Genomic DNA, 23,841 nt, shown 5'->3' with positions numbered 1-23,841 from the left:
CCAGGCGTCTCTGCCTTCATCCATCCTGTCCGGCCGCGTGACCTCCGCCACAATACTTTTTCAATCAATGACATTGTCATGTCTGGCCCTGACGGCCCCGGCTGATTCTTGAAAGGTGCCGGACACCACCGGCCCCCTTTCTTTCCGTTGCAGTCACCGAAGAATGCGAAGGCGCACCCGATGAAACTCCTGACCACCACCGCCCGCGGCAGCGCTGCCGTCCTGACCGGCGCCCTGCTGATGGGCTCCCTGGCCGCCTGTGGCGGTGGCAGCCAGCAGGCTGCCACCGTGGACAAGTCCACCCTGACCATCGGCGTCGAAAGCGACTCGGCATCCTTCGGCTACGACCCCATCCGCGTGGCGGACGCCCAGCGCCAGTTCATGGAGGGCCTCTACGACACCCTCCTGGACCTCCAGCCCGACGGAACTGCCGGCCCCGGCCTGGCCACCAAGTTCGAATACAACGCAGACAGCACCGTCCTCACCCTGACCCTCAAGGACGGCGTCACCTTCACGGATGGTTCCACCCTGGACGCCGCGCTGGTCAAGGCGAACTTCGACCGCCGCACCGACACCGCCCTCAGCACCTACTCAGCCATCGCCAAGGGCGGGGCGCAGGAAATCGCAAGCGTCGACGTCGTAAGCCCCGCCCAGGTAGCCATCACCTTTGCCAAGCCGCAGCCCGGGTTCGAGAAGAACCTCACCTCCACCATGGGCATGATCGTGGGCAAGACGGGCGTCGCCGACACCGCCAGCCTCGCCACCACGCCGGACGGCTCCGGCCCCTACACCCTTGACCCGTCCACGGTGAAGGGCAACAAGTACGTGATGGTCAAGAACGAGAAGAACGACGACGCGGCGGACTATTCGTACAGCAAGATCGTCTTCAACGTCATCCAGGACCCCCAGGCCCGCGCCAATGCCCTGGTGTCCGGCCAGGCCGACGTTGCCCAGCTGACCTCGCCCACCGTGGACTTCGCCAAGTCCAAGGGCGTGGGCGTGTCCCGCATCGGCGGCACCGTGCAGACCATGATCTCCTTCGACAAGACCGGCAAGACCGCCCCCGCATTCGCCAGCGAAAAGGTCCGCCAGGCCATCCAGCACGCCATCAACCGCCAGGCCCTGGTGGACGCGCTGCACAAGGGCGATATCCCCACCTGGAACGCCCTCCCCAAGGACTCGGCCGGCTTCACCGCGGACCTGGAGAAGACGTTCGCCTACGATCCGGAGAAAGCCAAGAGCCTGCTCGCCGAGGCCGGCTACGCCAACGGCTTCGACTTCACCATCATCGCCAGCGCCCAGACCCAGACCGACCTGCAGGCTGTCCAGAAGGACCTCGCCGCGGTGGGCATCACCATGAACGTGAAGATGGCCGCCTCCACCGATGAGGCCTTCGCCGCCGTTGCCACCACCCCGCTGGGCTACGCACCGCTCGGCTGGGACAACCCGATCGGCCTGATGTACGGCGCCATCCTCAACGGTTTCACCAACGTCCAGAAGGCCACCGACGATCAGCTGAGCGCCGCCACCGGCGAAGCCGCCGCAGCCAAGGACGACGCCGCCCGGAAGACGGCACTGACCAAGCTGAACACCCGCCTGGTGGAGTCCGGCTGGATGATCCCGCTGTTCGAATCGCTGTCCAACTGGGGCTACAACACCAAGAAGGTCCAGGAAGTCCAGTTCGCCGGCACCAACGCCTATCCGCTGCTCTCTTCCTACAAGCCCACTAACTGATCAACCCGCCCGGCGCCCCGCTTACACGGGGCGCCGGGCAAGACCAACGGAGGTCACCCCATGGCATTGTTCGTTGCCAAGCGCCTGCTCATGGCGCTCGCCACGGTGCTGGTGGTTGCGGTGCTGGCGTTCCTGCTGGTGCACGCGATGCCCGGCAGCCCGGGAGCTGTTTCGCTCGGCGCCGGCGCCTCCCAGGACGCGATCGACCAGCTGAACCAGCAGCTCGGCTGGAACGATCCGCTGTTCTCCCAGTTCTTCCGCTGGCTGGGCGACGCGGTGCAGGGAAATCTGGGCGTTTCGCTGATTGACGGCCGCTCCGTCAGCGCCGATCTTGCGGACCGCCTGCCGGTGACGGCATCCCTCGCCGCCGGAGCCACGGTCCTCAGCGCCATCATCGGCATCGCCCTCGGCGTGACGGCGGCGGTCCGCGGCGGCCTCCTGGACCAAATCATCGGCGGGTTCGTGGGACTGCTCGTTGCCCTGCCGGCGTTTTGGGTGGGCATCATCCTGGTCTACCTCCTCGCCGTCCAGTCCTCGGTCTTCCCTGCCACCGGCTACGTCCCGTTCGAGGTCTCACCGCAGGACTGGGCGCTGTCCCTGGCACTGCCGGTCATCACGCTGGCCGTGGGCGGAGCGGCCTTCATCGCCCGCCAGACCAGGGCCTCCATGCTCGAAGCGCTGCAGCAGGAACACATCCGCACCCTGCGCGCCACGGCCACCCCCACCTGGAAAATCCTCTACATCCACGCCCTGCGCTACGCGAGCCTGCCGATCGTGGCCGGCATCGCCCTGCAGTTCATCGGCCTGTTTGGCGGCTCCGTCATCGCGGAGCAGCTGTTCGCCATGCCCGGCCTGGGCCAGGCCGTCCAGACCTCCGTCAGCACCCATGACGCCCCAGCAGTCCAGGGCGTGGTGGTGATCGCCACCGTGGTGGTGGTTGCCGTCAACCTGGTGCTGGAGCTGGCCACCAAGTTCCTCGACCCGAAGTTGCGTGCCTCATGATCCCCTCAGTCGCCCCGGCCCCCGCAGACGCGGACCAGACAGCAAGTACGACGTCGGCAGCAGCGCCCCGGCGCAGGGCCGGCAAAGCGGCCCTCACCAAAGCCTCCCGGTACAGGCTGTTCGCCTCACCGGGCGCCGTGGCCGGGCTTCTGTGGCTCGCGGCGTTGGTCGTTGCATCCCTGACCGCGCCCCTGTGGCTGCCCTTCAAGACCGAGGACCAGGACTTCACCGCCGTCCTTTCCGGCCCCACCGCCGCCCACTGGCTGGGCACCGACGAACTGGGCCGGGACATCCTCAGCCGCATCTTCGCCGCTGCGGCCGGAACCCTGGGGACCTCGCTGATCACGGTGATTGTCGGCGTTGGGCTGGGCACACTCCTGGCCATGGCCGCCGCCGGTGCCGAGCGCACCGAGGCCGTCATCAGCAGGATCACCGAAGTCATGATGTCCCTGCCGGGAACCGTGATCATCCTTGCGGTGATCGGCGCGGTGGGAACCAACATCCCGCTCATCATGGCCATCCTGGGCATCCTGATGTCCGCCGGCATCTACCGGGTGGTTCTGGGCCAGGCCAAGTCCCTGCAGTCCCAGCTCTATGTTGACGCCGCCAAGGTGGACGGCCTCAGCCCCGTGGGCATCAGCGTCCGTCACGTCCTGCCCGGCCTGGCCAACACCATCGTGGTGCAGGCAGCGCTGATTTTCGCCGTCGGCATGCTGATCCAGGCCGGCCTGGCATTCATCGGATTCGGGCCGCCCCTTCCCCAGCCCAGCTGGGGCGGCATGATCCAGGGCGCCTCGCAGCACGTCTATGACGCGCCCTGGATGATGGTTCCCACCGGAGCCGTCCTGGCGCTGACAGTCCTTTCCGCCAACGCCATCGGCAACGCCCTGGGCAAGGCACCCAACGCCGCTGCGCCGCACCTGCCCTCCGCCGCCGCGCGCCGGCATCGGGCCCAGGCGGTCGCTGCCATCGCCGCCGCCCCGGCACCCAAGGACGCAGATGCACAGGAGGCCCCCGGGAACGGAACCCTCAGCGTCCGCAACCTATCCGTCGGCGTCGACAACGGCGTCGGCCTGGTCACGGGCGTCTCCTTCGACGTCGCACCCGGTACCGTCCTGGGCCTGGTGGGCGAATCCGGCTGCGGCAAGACCATGACCGCCCTCTCCCTGCTGGGACTGCTGCCCTCCGGCGTCTCCGTGAGCGGCGGCCAGATCCTCTGGAACGGCAGGAACCTCGCCGCCGCAACGGACAAGGATATGGAAGGCATCCGCGGCCGCGACATCGCGCTGATCAGCCAGGAGCCCATGCGGGCACTGGACCCCATGTTCACCGTGGGCTACCAGCTCACCGCAGCCATCCGCCGGCTCCGCGGCACGGGCAAAGCCGAGGCACGCACGGAGGCCCGGAACCTGCTGGAAAAGGTGGGCATCGTGGATGCCCAGCGCATCCTGAAGACGTATCCGCACCAGATCAGCGGCGGCATGGCCCAGCGTGTGGCCATCGCACTGGCGCTCTCCGGACAGCCCCGGCTGCTGGTGGCGGACGAACCCACCACCGCCCTGGACGTCACGGTGCAGGCCGAAATCCTCTCCCTGCTCCGGGCCCTGGTCAAGGACACCGGGATGTCAGTGGTGATGGTGACCCACGACCTCGGTGTAGTGGCGGACATCTGCGACCAGGTGGCCGTGATGTACGCCGGCCAGGTAGTGGAAAACGGCAAGACCGCCACCATCCTGGACAACCCGCGCCACCCTTACACCCTGGCCCTCCTGGCCGCGGACCCGCACGCCAACGACGCGGACAACATGCCCGAACGCCTGGCCACGATTCAAGGCCAGGTACCCCAGCCCAAGGACTGGCCCACCGGCTGCCGCTTCGCTGCAAGGTGCCAGTTCGCCGGCTCCGCCTGCAAAGACCCCGTTCCGCTGCTGGCCTCAGGCACGGGCGAGGGCCTGGTGCGCTGCGTCAAGGCGGACCAGCTGGCTGTCGAGGGCATGGACTGGCTGGCCACCGACGTGCCCGCCGCCCGCCTCCTGCCGATTAGCTCCCAGTACACCACCGCCGCCCACCAGCACACCACCGTCATCGAGAAGGACCTGGCATGAGCACCTCAGTCACGGAACGCCCCGATTCTGCGCTTCCCCACGAAGGCACCCCCATGCTGGAGGTCAAGGACCTGGTGGTCCGCTACGGCCGGGGCCGCAAGGCAGCCGCCGCACCGGCCGCCGTCGACCGTGTCAGCTTCAGCATCGCCCCCGGCGAAACCGTAGGCCTGGTGGGGGAGTCCGGCTCGGGCAAGTCCACCATCGGCAAGGCCATCCTGGGCCTGCAGAAGGTCTCCGGCGGGTCCATCAGCTACCAGGGCACGGACATCACCTCCGCCGGCGCCGCCCAGCGCCGGGCACTCGGCGGCGAACTCCGTGCCGTCTTCCAGGACCCCAACTCCTCCCTGAACCCGCGCAACACCGTGGGTACGTCCCTCGCTGAACCGTTGCGCCTGCGCGGGGTGTCCGCGGGAGAGGCCCGCGCCAAGGCCGAGGACATGCTGGAACGCGTCGGGCTCCCGCGCGAGGCCGTGGACCGCTACCCCAGCCAGTTCTCCGGCGGCCAGCGGCAGCGGATCTCCGTGGCGCGGGCCCTGATCTGCGATCCCCAGCTGGTGGTCTGCGACGAAGCCGTCAGCGCCCTGGACCTCTCCACCCAGGCGCAGGTACTCAACCTCCTGGCCGACCTCCGCGACGAGCGCGGCCTGAGCTACCTGTTCATCGCCCATGACATTGCCGTGGTGCAGTTCCTGGCCCAGCGGGTGGTGGTGCTTTACCGCGGCCAGGTCATGGAAAGCGGACCGGCGGCGGCCGTCACGGAAAACCCGCAGCACCCCTTCACGCAGGCCCTCGTGGCCGCCTCACCTGTGCCCCGGCCCGCCGAACAGGCCGCCCGGCGGGAAGCCCGCGAATCGCTCGGGGTCCGCACCGGCGCTGCCGCGGTGCCCGGTCCCGGCGGCTGCCCTTTCCGGCTCCGCTGCCCGCTCGCCACCGAGCTGTGCGCCACCGAACGCCCGGCGCTGCGCCGCGTGGGCACGGCGGACGTCGCCTGCCACTACGCCTGACGGCGCCTGCGTTTTCGCGGACCGAACCACCCTTGACCCTGCTTCCACCAGAACGGAACACTCCCTCCATGACTTCAGCTTCCTGGCTCGCCGCCATGATCACGCCCGAGAACGACTTCGACGGCGCCCCGCTGCTCCGCAAGGAGTTCACCCTTGAGGATGGCCACGGCGCGGTGGTGAAGGCGACGCTGCGGGCCACGGCACTGGGCGTCTACGAGGCATCCATCAACGGCGTCCCTGCGGGTCCGGATGTGCTGAGCCCGGGCTGGAGCTCCTACGAGTGGCGCCTGCGCCACCGCAGCTACGATGTCACCGCCCTCATCCGGCCCACCACCGTGATCGGCGTCGAGCTTGGCAACGGCTGGTACCGCGGCCGGCTGGCCTGGCACGGCATGTCCAACCTCTACGGCAGCGAGCTGGGGTTCTTCGGCCAGCTGGACATCGAGTTCGAGGACGGGCACGTCCAGTCCGTCGCCTCGGACACTTCCTGGCATGCAGGCCCGTCTGCCACCACCTTCAATGACCTCTACGACGGCCAGGCCATCGACGCCCGCAGGCTCCAGCAGGGCTGGGCGGAACCCGGCTTCGTGCCCGGCACCGGCTGGACCGGCGTGCGCGAGGTGGCGTTCGACGCCGGGCGGCTGGCTGAGCCGGTGGGCCCGCCCGTGGTGCGTGCCGGCGCGGTCCGTCCCGTCGAGGTCTTCACCTCACCCAGCGGCAAGACATTGGTGGACTTCGGCCAGAACCTGGTGGGCTGGCTGCGGTTCACCGTGCAGGGCGAAGCGGGCCACGCCATCACCATCAGGCATGCCGAAGTGCTGGAGGACGGCGAACTGGGCGTCCGGCCGCTGCGCTCGGCGAAGGCCACGGACACGTTCATCCTTTCCGGCGGCCAGGATTCCTTCGAGCCCACCAAGACCTTCCATGGCTTCCGCTACGCCGAGGTGACCGGCTGGCCCGGGACCCTCACCGCCGATGATCTCGAAGCTGTGGTGGTCCATTCCGACCTGGAGCGCACCGGCACCTTCGAGTGCTCCAACGAACTCGTGAACCAGCTGCACCGCAACATTGTCTGGGGCCTGCGCGGCAACTTCCTGGACCTGCCCACGGACTGCCCGCAGCGCGACGAACGGCTCGGCTGGACCGGCGACATCGCGGTGTTCGCCCCCACCGCCGCTTACCTGTACAACGTCAAGGGCTTCCTGCAGGATTGGCTGTTGGACCTCGCAGCGGAGCAGAAGGCACAGGACGGGCTGGTCCCCATCACCGTGCCGGATGTGCTGAAGTACTGCCCGCAGCCGGCCGAATTCCCCGCGCCGGAGTCCTCCGCGCTGTGGAGCGAGGCGTCAGTGTGGGTGCCCTGGGCCCTGTGGGAGGCCTACGGCGACCTCAGCGTCCTCAAGAACCAATACGAATCAATGGCCGCGCACACCCGCCGGGTGGAAGGCCTGCTCTCACCCGCCGGGCTGTGGGACTCCGGCTTCCAGTTCGGCGACTGGCTCGATCCCGACGCCGCGCCGGACCAGCCGTGGGCAGCCAAAGCGGACACCGCCGTCGTAGCCACCGCCTGCATGTACCGGACCGCCAGGCTCACCGCCCAGGCCGCGGGACTGCTGGGAAAGTACGACGACGAAGCCTCCTTCGACGCGCTCGCCGCCCGGGTGCGGAACGCCTTCGCCGAGCACTACGTGGCGGCCGACGGCACCATCTCCAGCGATTGCACCACCGTCTACGCGCTGGCCATCGCCTTCGACGTCCTGCTGACGCCGGAGCTGCGGGAGTTCGCCGGCAACCGCCTGGCCGAATTGGTCCGCGACAACGGCTACCGGGTGTCCACCGGCTTCGCGGGGACCCCGTTCATCACCCACGCCCTGACGGACACCGGGCATGTGGACGAGGCGTACCGGCTGCTGCTGGAGGAGGGCTGCCCGTCCTGGCTGTACCCGGTAACGATGGGCGCCACCACGGTCTGGGAACGCTGGGATTCCATGCTCCCGGACGGCACCATCAACCCTGGCGAGATGACCAGCTTCAACCACTACGCCCTGGGCGCCGTGGCGGACTGGATGCACAAGGCCATCGGCGGCATCCGCCCGCTGGAGCCCGGGTACGCCCGTTTGCTCATCCAGCCGCAGCCGCAGCCGCAGCCGCAGCCGGGGGAGGGGATCGAGTGGGCGAACACGTCGCTGAAGACACCGCACGGTGAGGTCCGTACCGCGTGGAAGTACGACGGCGGCGGGTTCCGGCTCGAGGCGACCGTCCCGGACGGGGTGGCGGCCGACGTCGTCCTTCCGGACGGTGCGCGGCACGGCGTCACGGGCGGAACACACCTCTTCGACTGCGCGCTGGCACCTGCCCCCGGCTATGAGGTAAGCCGATGACGGGCCAACAGGAGACTGTTCGCCAGCTGCGCCTCGACGAAATCCGGATGCGGGACCCGTTCATCCTGGAGCCTGCCCCCGGTGAGTTCGTCCTGTTCGGGACCAGTGACGAGAACGTCTGGGGCGGGCCCGCTACAGGCTTTGACTGCTACACGAGCCGCGACCTGGAGCACTGGGACGGCCCCATCGAAGCGTTCCGCCGGCCGGCCGGGTTCTGGGCCGACACGCAGTTTTGGGCGCCGGAGGTTTACGCCCTCGACGGGCGGTTCTTTCTGTTCGCCACCTTTGCCACGTCCACCGGTGCGCGGCCCCGCGGGGTTGCAGTGCTGGTCTCTGACAGCCCGACCGGGCCGTACCGTCCTTGGAGCGACGGACCTGTCACGCCGGCAACCCAGCCATGCCTGGACGGAACCCTCCATATCGACGACGACGGCACGCGCTGGCTGGTCTACAGCCGCGGGGCGGAGGGGACGCCGGACCAGGCAGGCCTCGGGGATGGCGAAATGTACGCGCTGCGGCTGGCCGAGGATCTCCGCTCCGGCGTTGATGAGCCGGTTCTCCTGTTCGCGGCGTCCTCGGCCAACTGGACCCGTCCCCTTCGTTTCCCGGAGGGCGTGGAACCTCCCAAGGGACTGAACCTGGCCGCGGATCCGCGGTTCACCGACGGCCCCTTCCTGATCCATGCCGCTGAGGGCACACTTCTCATGCTGTGGTCCAGCCACGGCGAGGCCGGGTACGCCATGGGCATCGCGGAATCAGCCAGTGGAAGCATCGCGGGCCCGTGGACACAGCGGCCCGAGCCCCTGTGGTCCGCCGATGGAGGCCATGGCATGGTCCTCCGCACATCCGGCGGCCGCGATTACCTGAGCTTCCACTGGCCGAACAGTACGCCGGATGAACGGGTCACGTTGGCGGAAATCGAGATCAGTGGGGCCGGCATCAGGATCCTGTGACGATGGCGCAGGGCCGGTGGCTCTACAACGCTGTAGGCTGCCGGAATGAGTGACAGCCGGATTACGGTCGACTGGGAGACCGCACGCGCCACCAACCGGGACAATTGGGAAGACCGGGTGCCCCTGCACGAGGAAGCCTACGGACTCGGGGCGCTGGATGATCCGGGCTACCTGACCCCCGTGGTGCGTACCGACCTGGAAGCGCTGGCGCCGTTCGTTCCTGGCGGGATGGTTGCCGGGCTCGACGTGTGCCACCTGCAGTGCCACATCGGGACGGACACGGTATCGCTGGCCCGTGCGGGCGCCCGGGTCACCGGCCTGGACTTCTCGCCGTCCGCCCTGGCGTCCGCTGCCGGCCTGGCGGAAAAGCTGGGCCTGAAGGTGGCGTGGGTGGAGGCGGATGTCCTGCAGGCGCGGCGGGCCGTTTCGGGCGACTTCGACGTCGTCTACACGAGCATCGGAACCATCACCTGGCTTCCGGACCTGGCGCAGTGGGCGTCCCAGGTGGCAGCGCTCCTCAAACCCGGTGGCACCTTCTACATCCGCGACGGCCATCCTGCCCTCTACGCGGTGGATGAGGATGCCGAGGGGCTGCAACTCCGCTATCCGTACTTCAACCGCGGCCGGGCCCAGGTGTGGGACGAGGAGTCCACCTATGTGGGCGGCGGGAAGGTGTCCCATTCCCGCACCTACCAGTGGGCGCATCCGCTGTCCGACATCATTAACTCCCTCATCGGCGCCGGGCTGCAGCTCCTACGCCTGGACGAGGCCACCACGCTGCCGTGGAAGTTCTCGCCCCGCATGGTGGACGTGCCGGACGGCTACGCGTGGCCCGAAGCTGAGCGGGACCTCGTCCCCTGCACCTACACGCTGGTTGCGCGCAAACCACAGGGGTGAATGCGCGGCAGCTGCTGATCTGCAACGATGTGCCACAGGACCAAAACCCAGGAGGACTCATGCCGTACACAGTGGATTTCAAGAACGTGTCCACCGTTGGCCTGGAATCGTCACCCGTGGCGGACGCGCTGGCCGGGCTGCGCGCCAACGAGGCACGGTACTACAAGAACAAATACGATCACGACTTCACTGTCACCGCCGCCGAAGACGATCCCCAGACGCTCGCGTACATCCACAACATCCTTGCCACGGAGCGGGACCTGGTGATTGCCTCGAAACCGCTTGAAGTGTCTTCCTTCGAGGTGGACGGGCTGCGGATGGCCTACGTGTTCTATGAGTCCGGGCTGTCCATCAACGTCATGTACGGCATCGGCGAGGGCGCCAAACGGGCAGTCGGATTCAAGCTCTCCGACGGCATGGAGGTGCCGGAGGAACTGGCGTCCAGCTTCAAGTTCGCGCGCCAGAAATCCAAGCTCGCAGGCACCATCCGCGGCTCCTACTTCGTGATCAAGGGACAGTACTGAGCCGGCAGGCCCCGGCGGGGCATCCGCCGGCCATCGATTTGCCCGACGCCGATCCCGGCCACGTGCTTTGGTACCGCCGGCCGGCGGAACAGTTCGTCGAGTCACTGCCGGTGGGCAACGGCCTCGCCGGTGCCACGCTGCGCGGCCTGGCCGGCGGCGAGCGCATCCAGCTCAACGAGGGCTCGGCCTGGTCCGGGCCCACGGACCGGTCCGCACCGGCCCTAAACCCGGCAGAGGGGACAGCCCGGCTCCAGGCCATCCGCCATGCCATCGATGCCGGGGACGTCCGCCGGGCCGAAGAACTGCTGCTGGCCTTCCAGGGCACGCATTCGCAGGCGTACCTTCCCTTCGCCGTCCTGTCGGTCGAAGCCGCCGGCACCGCTGCTCCGGCAGATGGCCCCGCCCGGTGGCTCGATCTCCGGACAGGCACCGCCGGGCACCGCTACCTCCTGGACGGTTCCGAGGCCCGGCACCGGACCTTCGCCTCCCACCCCGACGCCGTCATCGTGCACGACATCGCGTTCGGTGCGCCCGCTGACCTGCGGATCGGAATGGCACCGGACAAAATCACCGCACGGGCCTTGGACGCCGTCGCACAGGACTGGGGAACGGAGCTCCGGCTGGGCGTGCTGCTTCCGGCCGACGTCGCGCCGTCCCATGAACAAGCTGCCGAACCGATCGTCTACGGCAACGGTTCCCGCGCCGGAGCGGTCCACGCCGGCATTGTCACGGACGGCGATGCCGGCTTTGCCGACGGTGTCCTGGGCATCCGGGGCGCCACTTTTGTCCGGATCGTCGTGGCGACGGGCACGGTGCTCAACCACGCCCAGGCCCGCCACGCCAACACCGCGGACGACGCCGAGGCGCTGGCAGGGCTCCTCAGCGCACGGATCGCGGAGGTACTGGAAGAAGAATCCTTCGAGCCGGCCCTGCGGCGCCACCTCGACGACCACGCCGGGCTCTACAGCCGCGTATCCCTCGAGCTCGGCGCCGGCTCGGTGACCGCGGCAGGGAAGCCAACCGATGAGCGCATCCAGGCCTTCGAAACGGACAAGTCCGACTCTGCCTTGATGGCACTGCTGTTCCACTACGGCCGGTACCTGCTGATCGCCTCCTCGCGGGAGGGCGGCTTCCCGGCCAACCTCCAGGGAATCTGGAACGAGGAGCTTCCGCCGCCCTGGAGCAGCAACTACACCATCAACATCAACACCCAGATGAACTACTGGCCGGCCCTGACAACCAACCTCGCGGAATGCCACGAACCACTGCTCCGGCTGGTGGATACCCTCGCCCGCACCGGCACCGCGGCGGCGGGCCTGTACGGTGCCCACGGCTGGGCGGCACACCACAACACGGACCCCTGGGGGCAGCCTTTCGCGGTGGGAGCCGGCGAGGGCAACGCGATGTGGGCCAGTTGGGCGATGGGCGGAACATGGCTGGTCCAGGCGGCCTGGCGGCACTACTCCTTCACGGGTGACCTCACCCGCCTTCAAGCGTCCTGGCCCGCCGTCGAAGGGGCGTGCCTCTTCGCACTGGACTGGATCATCGGCGAACCTGACAGCGGAACGCACACGTCGCCGTCGACCTCTCCCGAAAACCGCTTCGTCGCGGACGACGGCGGCCCCGCGGCGGTGGGCAGGTCCGCCACCATGGACGTTTCCCTGCTCAGGGCGCTGTGCGGTTCGGCGCGGCAGGCAGCGGCGGCGCTCGGTGCCCCGGCGCCGTGGCTCGATGACCTCGCCCGCAAAGTGGCCGCGCTTCCGCAGCCAGCCATCGGCGGCCGCGGTGAAGTCCTCGAATGGTCCTTCCCGGCCGCCGAACACGAGCCGGAACACCGGCACACCTCGCACCTGGCGGGGCTGTTCCCGCTGCAGGAATGGAGCCTGGAGGCTACCCCGGAACTGGCCGCCGCGGCAGCACGGACGCTGGAACTCCGGGGCCCGGAGTCGACGGGCTGGGCCATGGCCTGGCGCCTCGGCCTGTGGGGCCACCTGGGCGTCGCCGTCAAAGCGGAGGAGAGCCTGCACCTCGCCTTGCGCGTGGCCGGGGACGGGCTGGCCGAACGCGGCGGGGTCTACCCCAACCTGTTCACCGCGCACCCGCCCTTTCAGATCGACGCCAACTTTGGGACCACGGCTGGAATCGCGGAGATGCTGGTGCAGTCGGACGCTGCCGCCATCAGGCTCCTCCCGGCACTGCCCGACGCATGGGGCGAGGGATCGGCCAGGGGGCTGCGCGCTGTGGGCGGCATCGGCGTGGACGTCAGGTGGGCCGGCGGGGTCCTCGGGAGTGCCGTGCTCCGTTCGCCGGAGGCCGTGCGGAGGGACATTGTGTGGAACGGGCTACAAATCAGCGTTGAGCTGGCCGGGGGAGCGGACCATGAGCTCAGTACGGACAGCTTCTTGTAATGGACGCGCAGCCCGCCGGGCAGAATGCCTTCCAAAGGGTGAAACCGGCCCGGCCCTGACGTGGTTGCAGGCAGCAGGATGGCGGGATGCACACCAATCCCATCCTGTCCGGATTCAACCCTGACCCCAGCATCGTCAGCACCCCGGACGGCTACTACCTGGCCACCTCATCCTTTGAATACCTTCCGGGCCTGCCGATCTACCACAGCAAGGACCTTGGGGACTGGGAGCTGGTGGGGCACGTGGCCACGCGTGAGGAGCAGGTCCGGCTCGCCAACGTCCCCACACCCGGAGGCGTCTGGGCGCCCACCCTCCGCTACCGTGACGGTGTCTTCTACCTGATCGTGTCCGTCTTCCTCGGCGGCCGGGGCTGCGTGGTGTTCACAGCCACCAACCCCGCCGGCCCCTGGAGCGACGGCACCACCATCGAGGCAGTTGACGGCATCGACCCGGACCTCGCGTGGGACGCGGACGGCACCGCCTATGTCACCTTCGCCCGCCACCCGGATGCGATCCAGCAGGTGCGGGTGGATCTGGCAACGGGGGAAGCGCTTGGGCAGCCCCGCGCGCTGTGGTCCGGCAGCGGGCTCTATTCACCGGAAGGGCCGCACCTCTACCACCGCGGCGACTGGTGGTACCTCATCGCTGCGGAGGGCGGGACAGACAGGGGCCACGCCGTCACCGTGGCACGGTCACGCCGCCCGGACGGGCCTTTCGAGTCCGCGCCGCACAACCCCGTCCTCACCGCGGCCGGCACGGGATCGCCGGTGCAGAACACCGGGCACGCGGACCTGGTGGAGCTTCCCGACGGCGGCACGGCCATGGTCCTGCTGGGCGTGCGTCCGGTGGGGCTCACCCAGGCGTTTTCACCCTTGGGCCGGGAGACCTTCCTCACCGGGGTGCAATGGAAGGACGGCTGGCCGCACGCCCAGCTGCCCGTAATGGGTGGGACCCGGCCGGAACAGGTGGAGTACGACTTCACCCACGGCGCAGCCCCTGACCACCCCAACTGGATCGGGGTCCGCCGGATGCCCGTGGAGTTCACGGCGCCGACGTCGAAGGGCCTCCTGGTCACCGGCGACGGGAGCACCATGGGTTCGCCCCGGCCCTGCTTCCTCGCCCAGCGCCAGCGCCACCTCGGCATGGAATTCCGGGCAGTGCTCAGCGTCGGCCCCGGCAGCGGAGGCGTTGCCGTGCGGAACGCTGAGGACAACTGGTTCGGCATCGAAGCCAGCCAGCGGCAGGGCCAGGATTTCGACGGCGTCAGGATCACCGCGCGTGCCGTTGTAGCCGGCTTTGACCGCACGTGGGAGGCGACGGTTCCGTCCGGCGACGTGGAGTTGGCCATCGTCACGAGCCCGCCGCCGTCGGATTTCAGCGCCGGTGCCGTGGGTGGCGACAGGATCCGCCTGACCGCCCGCGCCGCCGGGACTGGCGGGAGCCCGGAGTTGCTGCTGGCCGAGCTCGACGGGCGGCATTGGGCCTTCGAAACCGCCAAGGCCTTTACCGGGAGGGCGTTCGGCGTCTACGCCGTTGACGGTGAGGTCCTGGTCCGCCGGGTGTCCTACCGCGGCGAAGACTGACCACTCGGCACGGCGCCGGATCGCCACCGCTAGATGGCGACGGCGCCCTGCCGTGCGGGTGCGGCGGCGGACGCAGTGCAGGCCGCGTAAGGCTCAGCAGCGTAAGGCTGGGTGGAATAGGGCTCCGCTGCATAGGCTTCAACCGCTCGCGCCTCAATGGCGCGCGGTCCAGTAACGCGCGGCTCGATGACGGCGAGCTGGCCGGTGGTGTCCGGGACGCCGGGCAGCTGTACCGCGGGAGCGTCACTGCCGGCAGGGCCGCCGGCGCCGCGCATGCGAAGAAGTGCCACGGCGGAAATGAGGCACCAGGCAACGTTGGTGGCCACGGACGGCCACGCACCGTGGAAGGCGCCATTGATGATGAATGCGGACGCGCCCACGAGGTTCGCGGTCTGGAAAGCCTTCCCGGCCTTCAGCCACCCCATGGATACCGTCAGGTATGCACTGAGGATGGCGACGGCGCCGGCCCAACCGGCAATTTCCCACAGCAGTTCCATGGTGTCCTTTCCCGAAATCGTTACCTAACGGCAATTGTCGGGGCCGAAACAGGTGTAGTTCAATTGCATTCTTCTGAAGTCCTTGTTTAGAACGGCTTAACATGAACCTCGACCCGCGCCGCTTGCTGGTACTGCTGGCCGTTGCCCGGACGGGCGGTGTCCTCGCGGCAGCCGATGAGCTGAGGATTACGCCCTCCGCCGTGTCCCAGCAACTGAGCAAACTGGAGCACGAAACGGGACAGGCACTGGTGCTGCGGACGCCGAAGGGCTCGGTGCTGACGCCCGCCGGCCTGGCGATGGCAGAGGCGGGCGAAGAGATTGAACGCGCCCTCACCGTGGCGCGTGCGCGGATGGAAAGCGGAGCCACCATCGAAGGGGTGGTGCGCATCGGCGGGTTCACCAGCTTCGTGCGGACAGTGGTCATCCCGCGGCTCCCGGAATGGCGGAACCAGTACCCCCAGCTGCAGGTCCGGATCGTGGAAGACGATTATCCCGCCCTGATGCGGCTGCTCCGCCAACGCCAGCTCGACGCCGTGGTGGTGGAGCTGGATTCGACCACGGCGGAGCAGCGGACGCTTGCGGCCGGAATGATCGAGGAGCCGCTCCTGGACGAGCCATGGAAGCTGGTGGTCCCCACCGGGGCGCTGCTCACCACGGAAAATGTGGACCTTGGCCGGCTCCCGCTCCCGTGGCTGGGCGTCGAGCAATCAGCAGCCAACGCCGCCGTGATCGGGCGGCTCCGCCACGCGACGGGCGCCCACATCGAAACGGTGCACCAGTACCAGGAAACCCTGACGGCACTGGCGCTCGTCGCTGCGGGCGAAGGGGTGGCGATCGTGCCCACCCTGGCACTGGCAGGCGTGGTCCAGGACGGCGTGGAAGTCCTGGACGTCCCCGGGCTGGGAACCCGGCGCATCGTCCTGCGGCGGTTCGCAGGCCGCCGGCCCGCCAGCACCCCGCTGGATACCGTCGCCCGCCTGCTGCGGGAATCAGCGGCCGGGTTCGATACCCGCTCGGCTTCCTGACCGGCTCACGGTACCCACGCCGTTGACCGCCTGCAGCGGCGTGGGTACTGTGAGCGCACCATCCGCCCCGCTGGCGAATCCCACGGGCCACGGCCGCAGCGGTTACCCGGAGCGGATGGGGGTCCGGGCGCGCCGGCAGAAGGAGGAAGGCGTGTGTCGTTCTTCCAGCTCTCGCTGATCGCCGCCGTCGCGCTCCTGGGGCCCCTGCTGGCGTTCCCGCGTAAATGGCACCTGCCCATGGTGTTGGGGCAGCTGTTGGCCGGAATCGCCATTGGGCGCACCGGCCTGGGCCTGGTGGATTCCTCCGATCCGACGTTCACGTTCGTGGCGGACGTGGGGTTCGCCCTCATCATGTTCGTGGCCGGTACGCATGTGCCGGTGCGGGACCGGGCCCTCCGCCCGGCCCTGGCCGGCGGCGCGCTCAGGGCGGCCATCGCCGCGGCGCTCGCGGCCGCCGTCGGAACCGGCATTGCGTTCGCCTTCGGCACCGGCCACGCCCCGCTCTACATCGTCCTGCTCGCGTCGTCCTCGGCGGCCCTGGTCCTGCCGATCATTGATTCCCTGCGGCTGGCCGGTCCAAAGGTCCTCACCACCACGGCGCAGGTTGCCGTGGCAGACATCGCCTGCATCGTGGCGCTGCCGCTCGCCGTGGACCCGCCCAACGCTGCGCGGGCGGCGGCGGGGGCGGCCGCCGTCGCGGCCTGTTCGGTGGTTCTGTTTTTCGTGCTTCGGTGGCTGGAGCTCACCGGCACCCGCGGGCGGGTGCATGACGTGTCCGAGGACCGGAAGTTCGCCCTGGAACTCCGCATCCAGCTCGCGTTGCTCTTCGCCCTCTCCGGGCTGGCAGTGGCAGGGCACGTGTCCGTGATGCTGGCCGGATTCTCCTTCGGGCTGGTGGTGGCGGCCGTGGGGGAACCCCGGCGGCTGGCCCATCAGCTCTTCGCTGTCAGCGACGGCTTCCTGGGGCCCGTGTTCTTCGTCTGGCTGGGTGCATCGCTGGATCTGCGGGCGCTCGCCGGCACCCCCGGAATGGTGTTCCTCGGGCTCTGCCTCGGAGCAGGAACCCTGCTGGTCCACGGAAGCCTGCGCCTGCTCGGCCAGCCGCTGCCGCTCGCTGTGCTCTCGGCATCCCAGCTGGGCGTGCCGGTTGCCGCCGCCGCCATCGGCACCCAGCTGAACCTGCTGGAGCCCGGCGAAGCTTCGGCGCTGATCCTGGGCGCCCTCATCACCATCGGGGCCAGCGCCGCCGCAGGATCCCGGGCGGCCCGCACCTTTGCGCGGAACGCCCCGGCCACCGCGGGCTAGGCGGCTACCCCCGCGAGTGCGTCCGCACGTCCGCGCTGACCGTTGCCTGGTGCCCCAGGTTCCTGGATACGGCGCGGGCGGCGGCACGGACCGCCGGCGCCAGCACGTTCGGTGGCGTGGAGCCGTCCGGAACGACAATGGACAGGGCCGCCACCACGGAACCCTGCGCATCGAAAACCGGCGACGCCACGGACACAGTCATGGACGGGTGGCTGCGCCGGATCATGGCAATTCCGGTGCGGCGCACGTCGGACAGGGTCCGCCGCAGCTGCCCCTCGGGCATATCCGCCACACCCGGTTCCTTCTCCGGCGGTTTGGCCATGATGGCCTCCTGGAACTGCTGGTCCGCGCCCGCCAGCAGCACCAGCCCCACGGCGGTGGACCGCAGCGGCGCCCGGCCGCCCACCCGGTACGCCACCTCGGTGGCATCCTTGGACGAGAGCCGCTCGATCAGCACCGCCTGCTCGTTGTCCCGCACGGCCAGCAGGACGTGGTGGCGGGTGACCTCGAAAAGGTCCTCAAGGTACGGCAGCGCGATCTCGCGCACTCCGTGCCCGCGCGGTGACAGGGATGCCACCTCCCAGAGCCTGACGCCCACGACGTAGCGGCCGTCGTCGAGCCGCTCCAGGGCACCCCAGGCCACCAGCCGGGAGATCAGGCGCAGCGCGGTGGGCGCGGGCATGTCCGCGTGGCGGGCGAGCTCCGAGAGGGTCAGCGCCCGGCGGCGGTCCGAGAAGACGGCCAGGAGGCTCAGCGCCCGGTCAATGACGGGTTCGCCCTGTTTGGGCCGTTTGCCGCGGGCGGGCGAGGCGGCGTTGGGGGTATCCGTGTGCGTTTCTGTGTCCGGGGACAGTGTCATGGCAGTGGTTCCTAGCGCCGTTGGCAGGGCTTACGGCCCACAGCGGTGCCGTGAGCTGAACCACAATACTATTCCAACCATTGAAAGCCGCATGTGAGGGCTTAGCGCCAGCCAACGAAGCTTGAATTCCCAGCACCACCACCTCCAGGAGTCCTGCCGCATGACCGCCCCCACCCGGCTCCGGGCCGAACACCTGCGCGAAGCCATTGGCCTCGCCGTCCGGGAGCCCCGCCTGGGCTGGACGCCGCCCGCCGGGACCACCCGGCAGACCGCGTACCGGATCACAGCCTCGAACGGCTGGGACACCGGACGGATCGCATCCGCGGACTCCAGCGGCATCACCTACAGCGGACCTGCCCTGCATTCCCGCAGCCGGTTCGAGTGGCCGGGTGCGCAGCTGGGACATCGATGCCCACGGCACCGACACAGCCAGCGAATGGTCCCACCCCATGCCCGTCGAGCTGGGCCTCCTGCACCCCTCGGACTGGACGGCGCAGTGGATCGGCGCTGATGAGGAGCAGGTAAACCAGCCAGGCGAGCGCCCGGGATACGCACTCACCAAAACCTTCATGCTGCCGGCCGCACCGGACAAAGCCCGCGCATACGCCACCGCCCACGGCATCTACGAACTCTTCATCAACGGCCAACGCGTCGGCGACCAGCAGCTCACTCCGGGCTCCACCAGCTACAACACCACCCTCCAGGTCCAGGCCTACGACGTCACGGCCCTGCTCACCGCGGGCCGCAACACCATCCGCGCCGTCCTCACCGACGGCTGGTACCGCGGCACCTTCGGGTACACGCGCGACGCCGACATGTACGGCACGCACACGGCGTTCCTCGCCCAGCTCGAGCTGGGGTCCGGGGCCGGACGGCAGGTCATCGGCACCGACGCGTCGTGGCTGGTGTCCGCCACGGAGGTCATCAGTGCGGACCTCATGGCGGGGCAGGGGGTTGATTTTCGAACGGCCGATGACGGTGCGTTACCCTGTGCAGGCGACGGCGGGAAGGGTGCGCGCGCACCAGGTCTTCCGCCAGCGCCGCCGCGGGCCGCCGTCGTTCATTCCCGCAGCTTCGACGCACTCACCGGGCCCCTCGCCGCGCCCACACGGGTGACGGCCGAACTGGCGCCGGCGGCCATCACCCGGCTGCCCAACGGACACCAGGTGGTGGACTTCGGCCAGAACATCCACGGCTGGGTCCGCCTGGCTGCCCTTGGCGCGCCGGGCGAAACCGTCACCCTGGAATACGGCGAAGCACTCGGCCGGGACGGCGACGTCACGCGGGATCACCTGCGCCCGCACGACTTCCGCACGCCCGGAGCTTTCCGGGACGCCGGGCAGGTGGACACCGTGACCGCCTCCGGCGCCGCCGGCGAAGTCTTCGAGCCCCGGCACACCACGCACGGGTTCCAGTACGCCTCGGTCCAGGGCCTCGCCTCGGATCTTCACCGGGGGGACATCACTGCCTGCCTGGTCCGGACCGACCTGGAACGCATCGGCACGTTCCACTGCAGCGACGAGCGGCTGAACAAGCTCCACAGGATGGTGGAATGGAGCTTCCTGGGCAACTCCTGCGAGGTCCCCACCGACTGCCCGCAGCGTGAAAAAGCGGGCTGGACCGGGGACTGGCAACTGTTCGTCCCCACCGCCGCGTACCTGTACGACGTCGCCGGGTTCACCCGCAAGTGGCTGCGTGACGTCCGCGCCGACCAGTGGGACAACGGCGTCATCGCCAACATCTCGCCGTCGCCCGGACCGGCCATCACTTCGGCGGAGTTCATGGGCTTCACCAACGGTTCCTCCGGCTGGGGCGACGCGATTGTCATGGTGCCCTGGGAGACCTACCTGGCCACCGGCGATGCCTCGATCCTCGCCGAAAACTGGGAGGCCATGAACCGGTGGCTGGGCTTCGTCCGGACCACCGCCGAAACGCAGCGGCACTCCACCCGCGCAGCGAAGGCGCCCGTCCCCGCCCCCCACGAGAAGTTCCTGTGGGACACCGGCTTCCACTTCGGCGAATGGATGGAACCGGGAGGCCCCGAGCCGGACCTGTTCGCCGCCCGCACCGCGGACAACGGCATCGTGGCCACCGCCTACTACCGGCACACCACGGTCCTGATGGCCCGCATCGCCGGGGTACTGGGGTTGGCGGAGGAAGCAGCTGACCTCGCCGAACTCTCCGACGCCATCCGGGATGCCTGGGCCACGGAATACCTGGACGCGTCCGGCCGGGTCACCGACGCCAGCCAGGCCAACTGCGTCCGGGCACTCGCCTTCAGCCTGGCCGGCCCGGAACACCGCGCCGCCGTCACCGCACAGCTGGTGGAACAGATTCGCGACGCCGGCACCCACCTGGGCACCGGCTTCCTGGCCACCCCCTACCTGCTCCCGGTCCTGGCCGATAACGGCCACCTGGACGTCGCTTATGACCTGCTGATGCAGGACACCGAACCGTCCTGGCTGGCCATGGTGGACCGCGGCGCCACCACGGTCTGGGAACTGTGGAACGGCCTCGACGCGGGCGGCACGGCCCACCAGTCGCTGAACCACTACAGCAAAGGCGCCGTGGTGTCCTTCCTGCACCGCTACACCGCCGGCCTGCGGCAGGCACCCGGCAGTGCCGGCTGGGACCGGGTCATCATCGAACCGCGCCCCGGCGCCGGCATCACCTCCGCCGCCACGTCCCACCTCGGGCCGCACGGCCAGATCACCGTCGCCTGGACGCTGTCGAAGGGTGCTTCGGGGCACCACGGAACGGACGACGGCGTGCTGACGCTCACCGCGGACATCCCCTCCGGCACCACCGCCGAGGTACTGCTGCCCGGGGAACCGGCCGCCGCCGTCGGGCCTGGACACCATACTTTCACCGCCGCCCCCGGCGGGGACACCACACACCCTGAACTGATGAGGAGCACACTATGACAGTGGACGACGCTACCGACGTACTTGACCCTTCCCGCGCTGACGCCTCCCGCGCTGATGTCTCCAGGCCGGGAGACAGGGACATCCCGCCGTTCCCCGTGTACGACGCACCCGGGACACCGGAGGCCGTCTCCGATGTGTCGTCCGTGCACCGTGAGGTCACGTACGCGCGCGCCATCGGCTTCCGCCCCCTGAAGATGGACATCTGGCTGCCACCCCGGGCATCCGGCCCGACGCCGCTGGTGCTGTGGGTGCACGGCGGCGCCTTCCAGCTGGGGGACCGGCGTGAACTGCCGCCCACGTTCGCGCCGGATTCGGTCTTCAGGCTCCTGAACGAGGCCGGCATCGCCTGCGCCACCGCGGATTACCGGCACTCCCTGGAGGCGCCGTTCCCGGCCCAGCTCCACGACCTGAAGGCCGCGCTGCGCTATCTCCGCGAATTCGCCGCCCAGCTGAACATCGATCCGGACAGGTTCGGCGCCTGGGGCGAGTCCGCCGGCGGCCACCTTGTGGCGCTGCTGGGGCTCACCGGCAACCGCCCGGACCTGGATGGCGGTCTCGGCGCGCAGGGGCACCCCGCGGGCGTCAGCGCCGTCGTCGACTTCTACGGCGTGTCCTCCCTGGCGGACATCCCGCCCATGTCCATGCCTGAGGGTCTCTTCCCGCCCGCGCTCACGGCAGCGGTTCCGCCCGGCATGACGCTGCAGCCCGAATACATGCTGGTGGGCGGCTCGGACCATCCGGACCTGCTGGCAGCGGCCAGCCCCGTCAGCTACGTGGCAGCCGGCGCCGCGCCTTTCCTGCTGGTCCACGGTGACAGCGACGGGCTGGTTCCGCATTCCCAGACGGACCTGCTGGCTGCCGCGCTCGCGGACGCGGGCGTGGAACACGAGGTGGTCACCGTCAAAGGCGGCGACCACTGCTTCTTCGGCGCCGAGGACCAGATGGACTCCATCCTGGCCCTCGCCGTCGGCTACTTTTCCCGGAAGCTGTGAACACCATGACGCCACGCGAAACAGCCCGGCAGGCTGCCCGGCAGGTGCCAGAAGCCCCGGCCGCCGGGTTTGCCGAATACCTTGCCTCGCCGGAAGGCCCCAGGTTCCTGAACCCCGACGCCGAACGGCAGCCGGGCCCCGACGTTCCCATCTGCACGGTGACAGCCGACGGGCGGCACGGTCCCGTGGACATCCGGATCTACGGCGAAGCCGCCGGGACGGACACCCCGGCCCTGGTGTGGCTGCACGGCGGGGGCTTCGTCAGCGGCAGCGTGGACATCCCCGAATCGGACTACCTGGCCCGCGTGCTGGCCGATCTGGGGACACCGGTGCTGTCGGTGGACTACCGGCTGGCCCGCGACGGTGTGTCCTACCCCATCCCGCATGATGACGCCCTGGCCGGCTGGTTCTGGGCACGGAAGAACGCCACCTCGCTGGGGCTGGACCCGGACCTGCTGTGCCTGGGCGGCGCGGGCGCAGGTGGCAACCTGGCCGTGGGCGCTGCGCTCTACCTGATTGATGCCGGCAAGCCGCTGCCCGCCAGGCTCCTGCTGGCCTACCCCTTCCTGCACGCCGAACTCCCGCAGCCTGCCGGCGGGCTGGACGAGGAGGTCATGGCGGGCCTGCCCCGGCACTTGCGCTTCACCCTGGAGGACTGCATCCGGACGGCGGAGAACTACGTGGGCGGCCCGGTCAGCATGGCGCCGTCCTACGCGATGCCCGGGTATGCCGACCCTGCAGGGCTCCCGCCAACGGCGCTGCTGGCCTGCGAGTACGACGACGCCCGCGGCTCCGCCGAACTCTTCGCCGCCAGCCTGGAACAGGCTAAAGTCCCCGTCGCCTACTTCCTCGCCGAGGGCGGCGTGCACGGGCACCTGAACCACACGGCCGGGCTGCCCGAAGGCAAGGCTGCGCTGGACTTCCTGGCACGGGAACTCCGGTCCGCGGGGGAGCGGTAGCCAGCCCCCCGCCTTTCGCCGGCACCCCGGCCATCCGTGACCCGTTTGCTGCCGCCCTCGTTCGCTGCTGCCCTGCCGGGCTGGCTGGAATACGGCGGCGGAACCGGCTGTGGCGCCGGCGTGTCCTAGGAACCGCACCCGCCCACGGTGCGTCCTCGCCGTCGTCCGCCGGACCGTTGCTCCGCCGGCCGGACTGGCCTAGCATGTGCGCACAATCCACTGCGAAAGTGGACGGTCGGCAGGGAAAGGGCGGGGCAGGCCATGGATGAGACGGGCAGCAACGAAAAGGTGGTGCACCGGCTGATCCAGTGCATCAACGACCGGCATATCGAGGTCATGGACGAACTGTTCCATGACGACGCGGTGATGCACTGGCCTCAGTCCGGCGAGTACGTCCGCGGCGCGGCGAACCGGCGGGCCATCTACAACGCCTTTCCACAGCTGCCCACCATCACACCGCGGCGGCTGACCAGCGGCGGCAACCTGGTGGTGGCCGAGGCGTCCCTGGACTACGGCGGCCCCGTCTACGAAACCGTCTTCATCTTCGAGTTCCGGGATGGCCGGATCGCCAGGGAGACCGCCTACTGGAGCGAGGCTTTTCCGGCCCCCGAGTGGCGGTCACAGTGGGTGGAGTTAGCTTAAACCGGCATGGCACGCCCGGTTATCCCGGACGTGCCATGGCTTTT

Annotated in this window: 18 protein-coding genes; 16 read left to right on the top strand and 2 right to left on the bottom strand. The window is 69.3% G+C overall.

Annotation, left to right across the window (positions count from 1 at the left end; all coding sequences use genetic code 11):
* The first annotated feature begins 180 nt into the window (after window positions 1-180).
* The 10 genes from QE394_RS07720 (at window position 181) to QE394_RS07675 (ending at window position 14,591) form a co-directional block, all read left to right on the top strand.
* The gene (locus QE394_RS07720; RefSeq protein WP_056082702.1) at window positions 181-1,734 is read left to right on the top strand and encodes an ABC transporter substrate-binding protein; all 1,554 of its coding nucleotides are present in this window, start codon (window positions 181-183) and stop codon (window positions 1,732-1,734) included.
* A 60-nt stretch (window positions 1,735-1,794) separates the two neighbouring features.
* A complete protein-coding gene (locus QE394_RS07715; protein ID WP_056082700.1) occupies window positions 1,795-2,736 on the top strand; it encodes an ABC transporter permease in 942 nt (313 codons plus the stop codon).
* Window positions 2,733-4,841, top strand: a complete 2,109-nt coding sequence (locus QE394_RS07710; RefSeq protein ID WP_349034209.1) for a dipeptide/oligopeptide/nickel ABC transporter permease/ATP-binding protein — start codon at window positions 2,733-2,735, stop codon at window positions 4,839-4,841. Before QE394_RS07715 ends, QE394_RS07710 begins: the two co-directional genes overlap by 4 nt.
* Window positions 4,838-5,845: an ABC transporter ATP-binding protein gene (locus QE394_RS07705; RefSeq protein WP_056082693.1), complete on the top strand. Its 1,008-nt coding sequence runs from the start codon at window positions 4,838-4,840 to the stop codon at window positions 5,843-5,845. Before QE394_RS07710 ends, QE394_RS07705 begins: the two co-directional genes overlap by 4 nt.
* Window positions 5,846-5,913: 68 nt before the next feature.
* Entirely contained in the window at window positions 5,914-8,226 is a 2,313-nt protein-coding gene (locus QE394_RS07700) for a family 78 glycoside hydrolase catalytic domain (RefSeq protein ID WP_349034208.1), read from the top strand.
* Window positions 8,223-9,179 carry a glycoside hydrolase family 43 protein gene (locus tag QE394_RS07695; protein WP_349034207.1) on the top strand — a complete coding sequence of 319 codons (957 nt, stop codon included), beginning with the start codon at window positions 8,223-8,225 and terminating at the stop codon, window positions 9,177-9,179. The genes QE394_RS07700 and QE394_RS07695 overlap by 4 nt, the downstream gene beginning before the upstream one ends.
* 45 nt (window positions 9,180-9,224) lie before the next feature.
* Window positions 9,225-10,076 carry a class I SAM-dependent methyltransferase gene (locus QE394_RS07690; RefSeq protein WP_349034206.1) on the top strand — a complete coding sequence of 284 codons (852 nt, stop codon included), beginning with the start codon at window positions 9,225-9,227 and terminating at the stop codon, window positions 10,074-10,076.
* A gap of 59 nt (window positions 10,077-10,135) precedes the next feature.
* Complete coding sequence (locus tag QE394_RS07685) at window positions 10,136-10,600, top strand: hypothetical protein (protein WP_056082678.1); 465 nt, start codon at window positions 10,136-10,138, stop codon at window positions 10,598-10,600.
* 62 nt (window positions 10,601-10,662) lie between these two features.
* Window positions 10,663-13,008, top strand: coding sequence for a glycoside hydrolase family 95 protein (locus tag QE394_RS07680; protein ID WP_349034205.1), 2,346 nt, complete (start codon window positions 10,663-10,665; stop codon window positions 13,006-13,008).
* Window positions 13,009-13,094: 86 nt separating this feature from the next.
* Entirely contained in the window at window positions 13,095-14,591 is a 1,497-nt protein-coding gene (locus QE394_RS07675; RefSeq protein WP_349034204.1) for a family 43 glycosylhydrolase, read from the top strand.
* Between the two features lie 29 nt (window positions 14,592-14,620).
* Here the strand turns inward: QE394_RS07675 and QE394_RS07670 are convergent, their stop codons facing one another.
* On the bottom strand, window positions 14,621-15,088 hold the full coding sequence (locus QE394_RS07670; protein ID WP_349034203.1) for a hypothetical protein: 468 nt from the start codon (window positions 15,086-15,088) through the stop codon (window positions 14,621-14,623).
* Window positions 15,089-15,189: 101 nt separating this feature from the next.
* Between QE394_RS07670 and QE394_RS07665 the strand changes: the two genes are divergently transcribed.
* Together QE394_RS07665 and QE394_RS07660 are read left to right on the top strand one after the other, a co-directional pair.
* A complete protein-coding gene (locus QE394_RS07665) occupies window positions 15,190-16,113 on the top strand; it encodes a LysR family transcriptional regulator (RefSeq protein ID WP_261618605.1) in 924 nt (307 codons plus the stop codon).
* 153 nt (window positions 16,114-16,266) lie between these two features.
* Window positions 16,267-17,418 (top strand): cation:proton antiporter, encoded by a 1,152-nt coding sequence (locus QE394_RS07660; RefSeq protein WP_349034202.1) that lies wholly within the window; start codon window positions 16,267-16,269, stop codon window positions 17,416-17,418.
* 4 nt (window positions 17,419-17,422) lie between these two features.
* Here QE394_RS07660 and QE394_RS07655 read toward each other — a convergent pair whose 3' ends face one another.
* Window positions 17,423-18,277, bottom strand: a complete 855-nt coding sequence (locus QE394_RS07655) for an IclR family transcriptional regulator (protein WP_082497454.1) — start codon at window positions 18,275-18,277, stop codon at window positions 17,423-17,425.
* 389 nt (window positions 18,278-18,666) lie between these two features.
* On the opposite strand from QE394_RS07655, the gene QE394_RS07650 reads away from it, so the two are divergent.
* The 4 genes from QE394_RS07650 to QE394_RS07635 all read left to right on the top strand — a co-directional run bounded on the left by QE394_RS07650 (window position 18,667) and on the right by QE394_RS07635 (window position 23,797).
* Window positions 18,667-21,201 (top strand): family 78 glycoside hydrolase catalytic domain, encoded by a 2,535-nt coding sequence (locus QE394_RS07650; RefSeq protein WP_349034201.1) that lies wholly within the window; start codon window positions 18,667-18,669, stop codon window positions 21,199-21,201.
* Entirely contained in the window at window positions 21,198-22,196 is a 999-nt protein-coding gene (locus tag QE394_RS07645) for an alpha/beta hydrolase (RefSeq protein ID WP_261618607.1), read from the top strand. The genes QE394_RS07650 and QE394_RS07645 overlap by 4 nt, the downstream gene beginning before the upstream one ends.
* Window positions 22,197-22,201: 5 nt before the next feature.
* On the top strand, window positions 22,202-23,155 hold the full coding sequence (locus tag QE394_RS07640) for an alpha/beta hydrolase (RefSeq protein WP_349034200.1): 954 nt from the start codon (window positions 22,202-22,204) through the stop codon (window positions 23,153-23,155).
* Window positions 23,156-23,416: 261 nt separating this feature from the next.
* A complete protein-coding gene (locus tag QE394_RS07635) occupies window positions 23,417-23,797 on the top strand; it encodes a nuclear transport factor 2 family protein (protein WP_349034199.1) in 381 nt (126 codons plus the stop codon).
* Window positions 23,798-23,841: the final 44 nt, after the last annotated feature.

Origin of the sequence: Pseudarthrobacter sp. SORGH_AS 212 (assembly GCF_030818145.1) — a bacterium.
GTDB lineage: Bacteria > Actinomycetota > Actinomycetes > Actinomycetales > Micrococcaceae > Arthrobacter.
Note: the sequence above shows the minus strand (reverse complement) of the source record. Positions and strands in the feature narration are given on the sequence as shown.

What these genes read in the sequence shown, in the direction of transcription:
- QE394_RS07655 (WP_082497454.1), bottom strand. Translation starts at nt 18,277, where the DNA reads ATGACACTGTCCCCGGACACAGAAACGCACACGGATACCCCCAACGCC.
- QE394_RS07675 (WP_349034204.1), top strand. Translation starts at nt 13,095, where the DNA reads ATGCACACCAATCCCATCCTGTCCGGATTCAACCCTGACCCCAGCATC.
- QE394_RS07720 (WP_056082702.1), top strand. Translation starts at nt 181, where the DNA reads ATGAAACTCCTGACCACCACCGCCCGCGGCAGCGCTGCCGTCCTGACC.
- QE394_RS07670 (WP_349034203.1), bottom strand. Translation starts at nt 15,088, where the DNA reads ATGGAACTGCTGTGGGAAATTGCCGGTTGGGCCGGCGCCGTCGCCATC.
- QE394_RS07640 (WP_349034200.1), top strand. Translation starts at nt 22,202, where the DNA reads ATGACGCCACGCGAAACAGCCCGGCAGGCTGCCCGGCAGGTGCCAGAA.
- QE394_RS07705 (WP_056082693.1), top strand. Translation starts at nt 4,838, where the DNA reads ATGAGCACCTCAGTCACGGAACGCCCCGATTCTGCGCTTCCCCACGAA.
- QE394_RS07645 (WP_261618607.1), top strand. Translation starts at nt 21,198, where the DNA reads ATGACAGTGGACGACGCTACCGACGTACTTGACCCTTCCCGCGCTGAC.
- QE394_RS07710 (WP_349034209.1), top strand. Translation starts at nt 2,733, where the DNA reads ATGATCCCCTCAGTCGCCCCGGCCCCCGCAGACGCGGACCAGACAGCA.
- QE394_RS07665 (WP_261618605.1), top strand. Translation starts at nt 15,190, where the DNA reads ATGAACCTCGACCCGCGCCGCTTGCTGGTACTGCTGGCCGTTGCCCGG.
- QE394_RS07715 (WP_056082700.1), top strand. Translation starts at nt 1,795, where the DNA reads ATGGCATTGTTCGTTGCCAAGCGCCTGCTCATGGCGCTCGCCACGGTG.
- QE394_RS07695 (WP_349034207.1), top strand. Translation starts at nt 8,223, where the DNA reads ATGACGGGCCAACAGGAGACTGTTCGCCAGCTGCGCCTCGACGAAATC.
- QE394_RS07635 (WP_349034199.1), top strand. Translation starts at nt 23,417, where the DNA reads ATGGATGAGACGGGCAGCAACGAAAAGGTGGTGCACCGGCTGATCCAG.
- QE394_RS07700 (WP_349034208.1), top strand. Translation starts at nt 5,914, where the DNA reads ATGACTTCAGCTTCCTGGCTCGCCGCCATGATCACGCCCGAGAACGAC.
- QE394_RS07685 (WP_056082678.1), top strand. Translation starts at nt 10,136, where the DNA reads ATGCCGTACACAGTGGATTTCAAGAACGTGTCCACCGTTGGCCTGGAA.
- QE394_RS07690 (WP_349034206.1), top strand. Translation starts at nt 9,225, where the DNA reads ATGAGTGACAGCCGGATTACGGTCGACTGGGAGACCGCACGCGCCACC.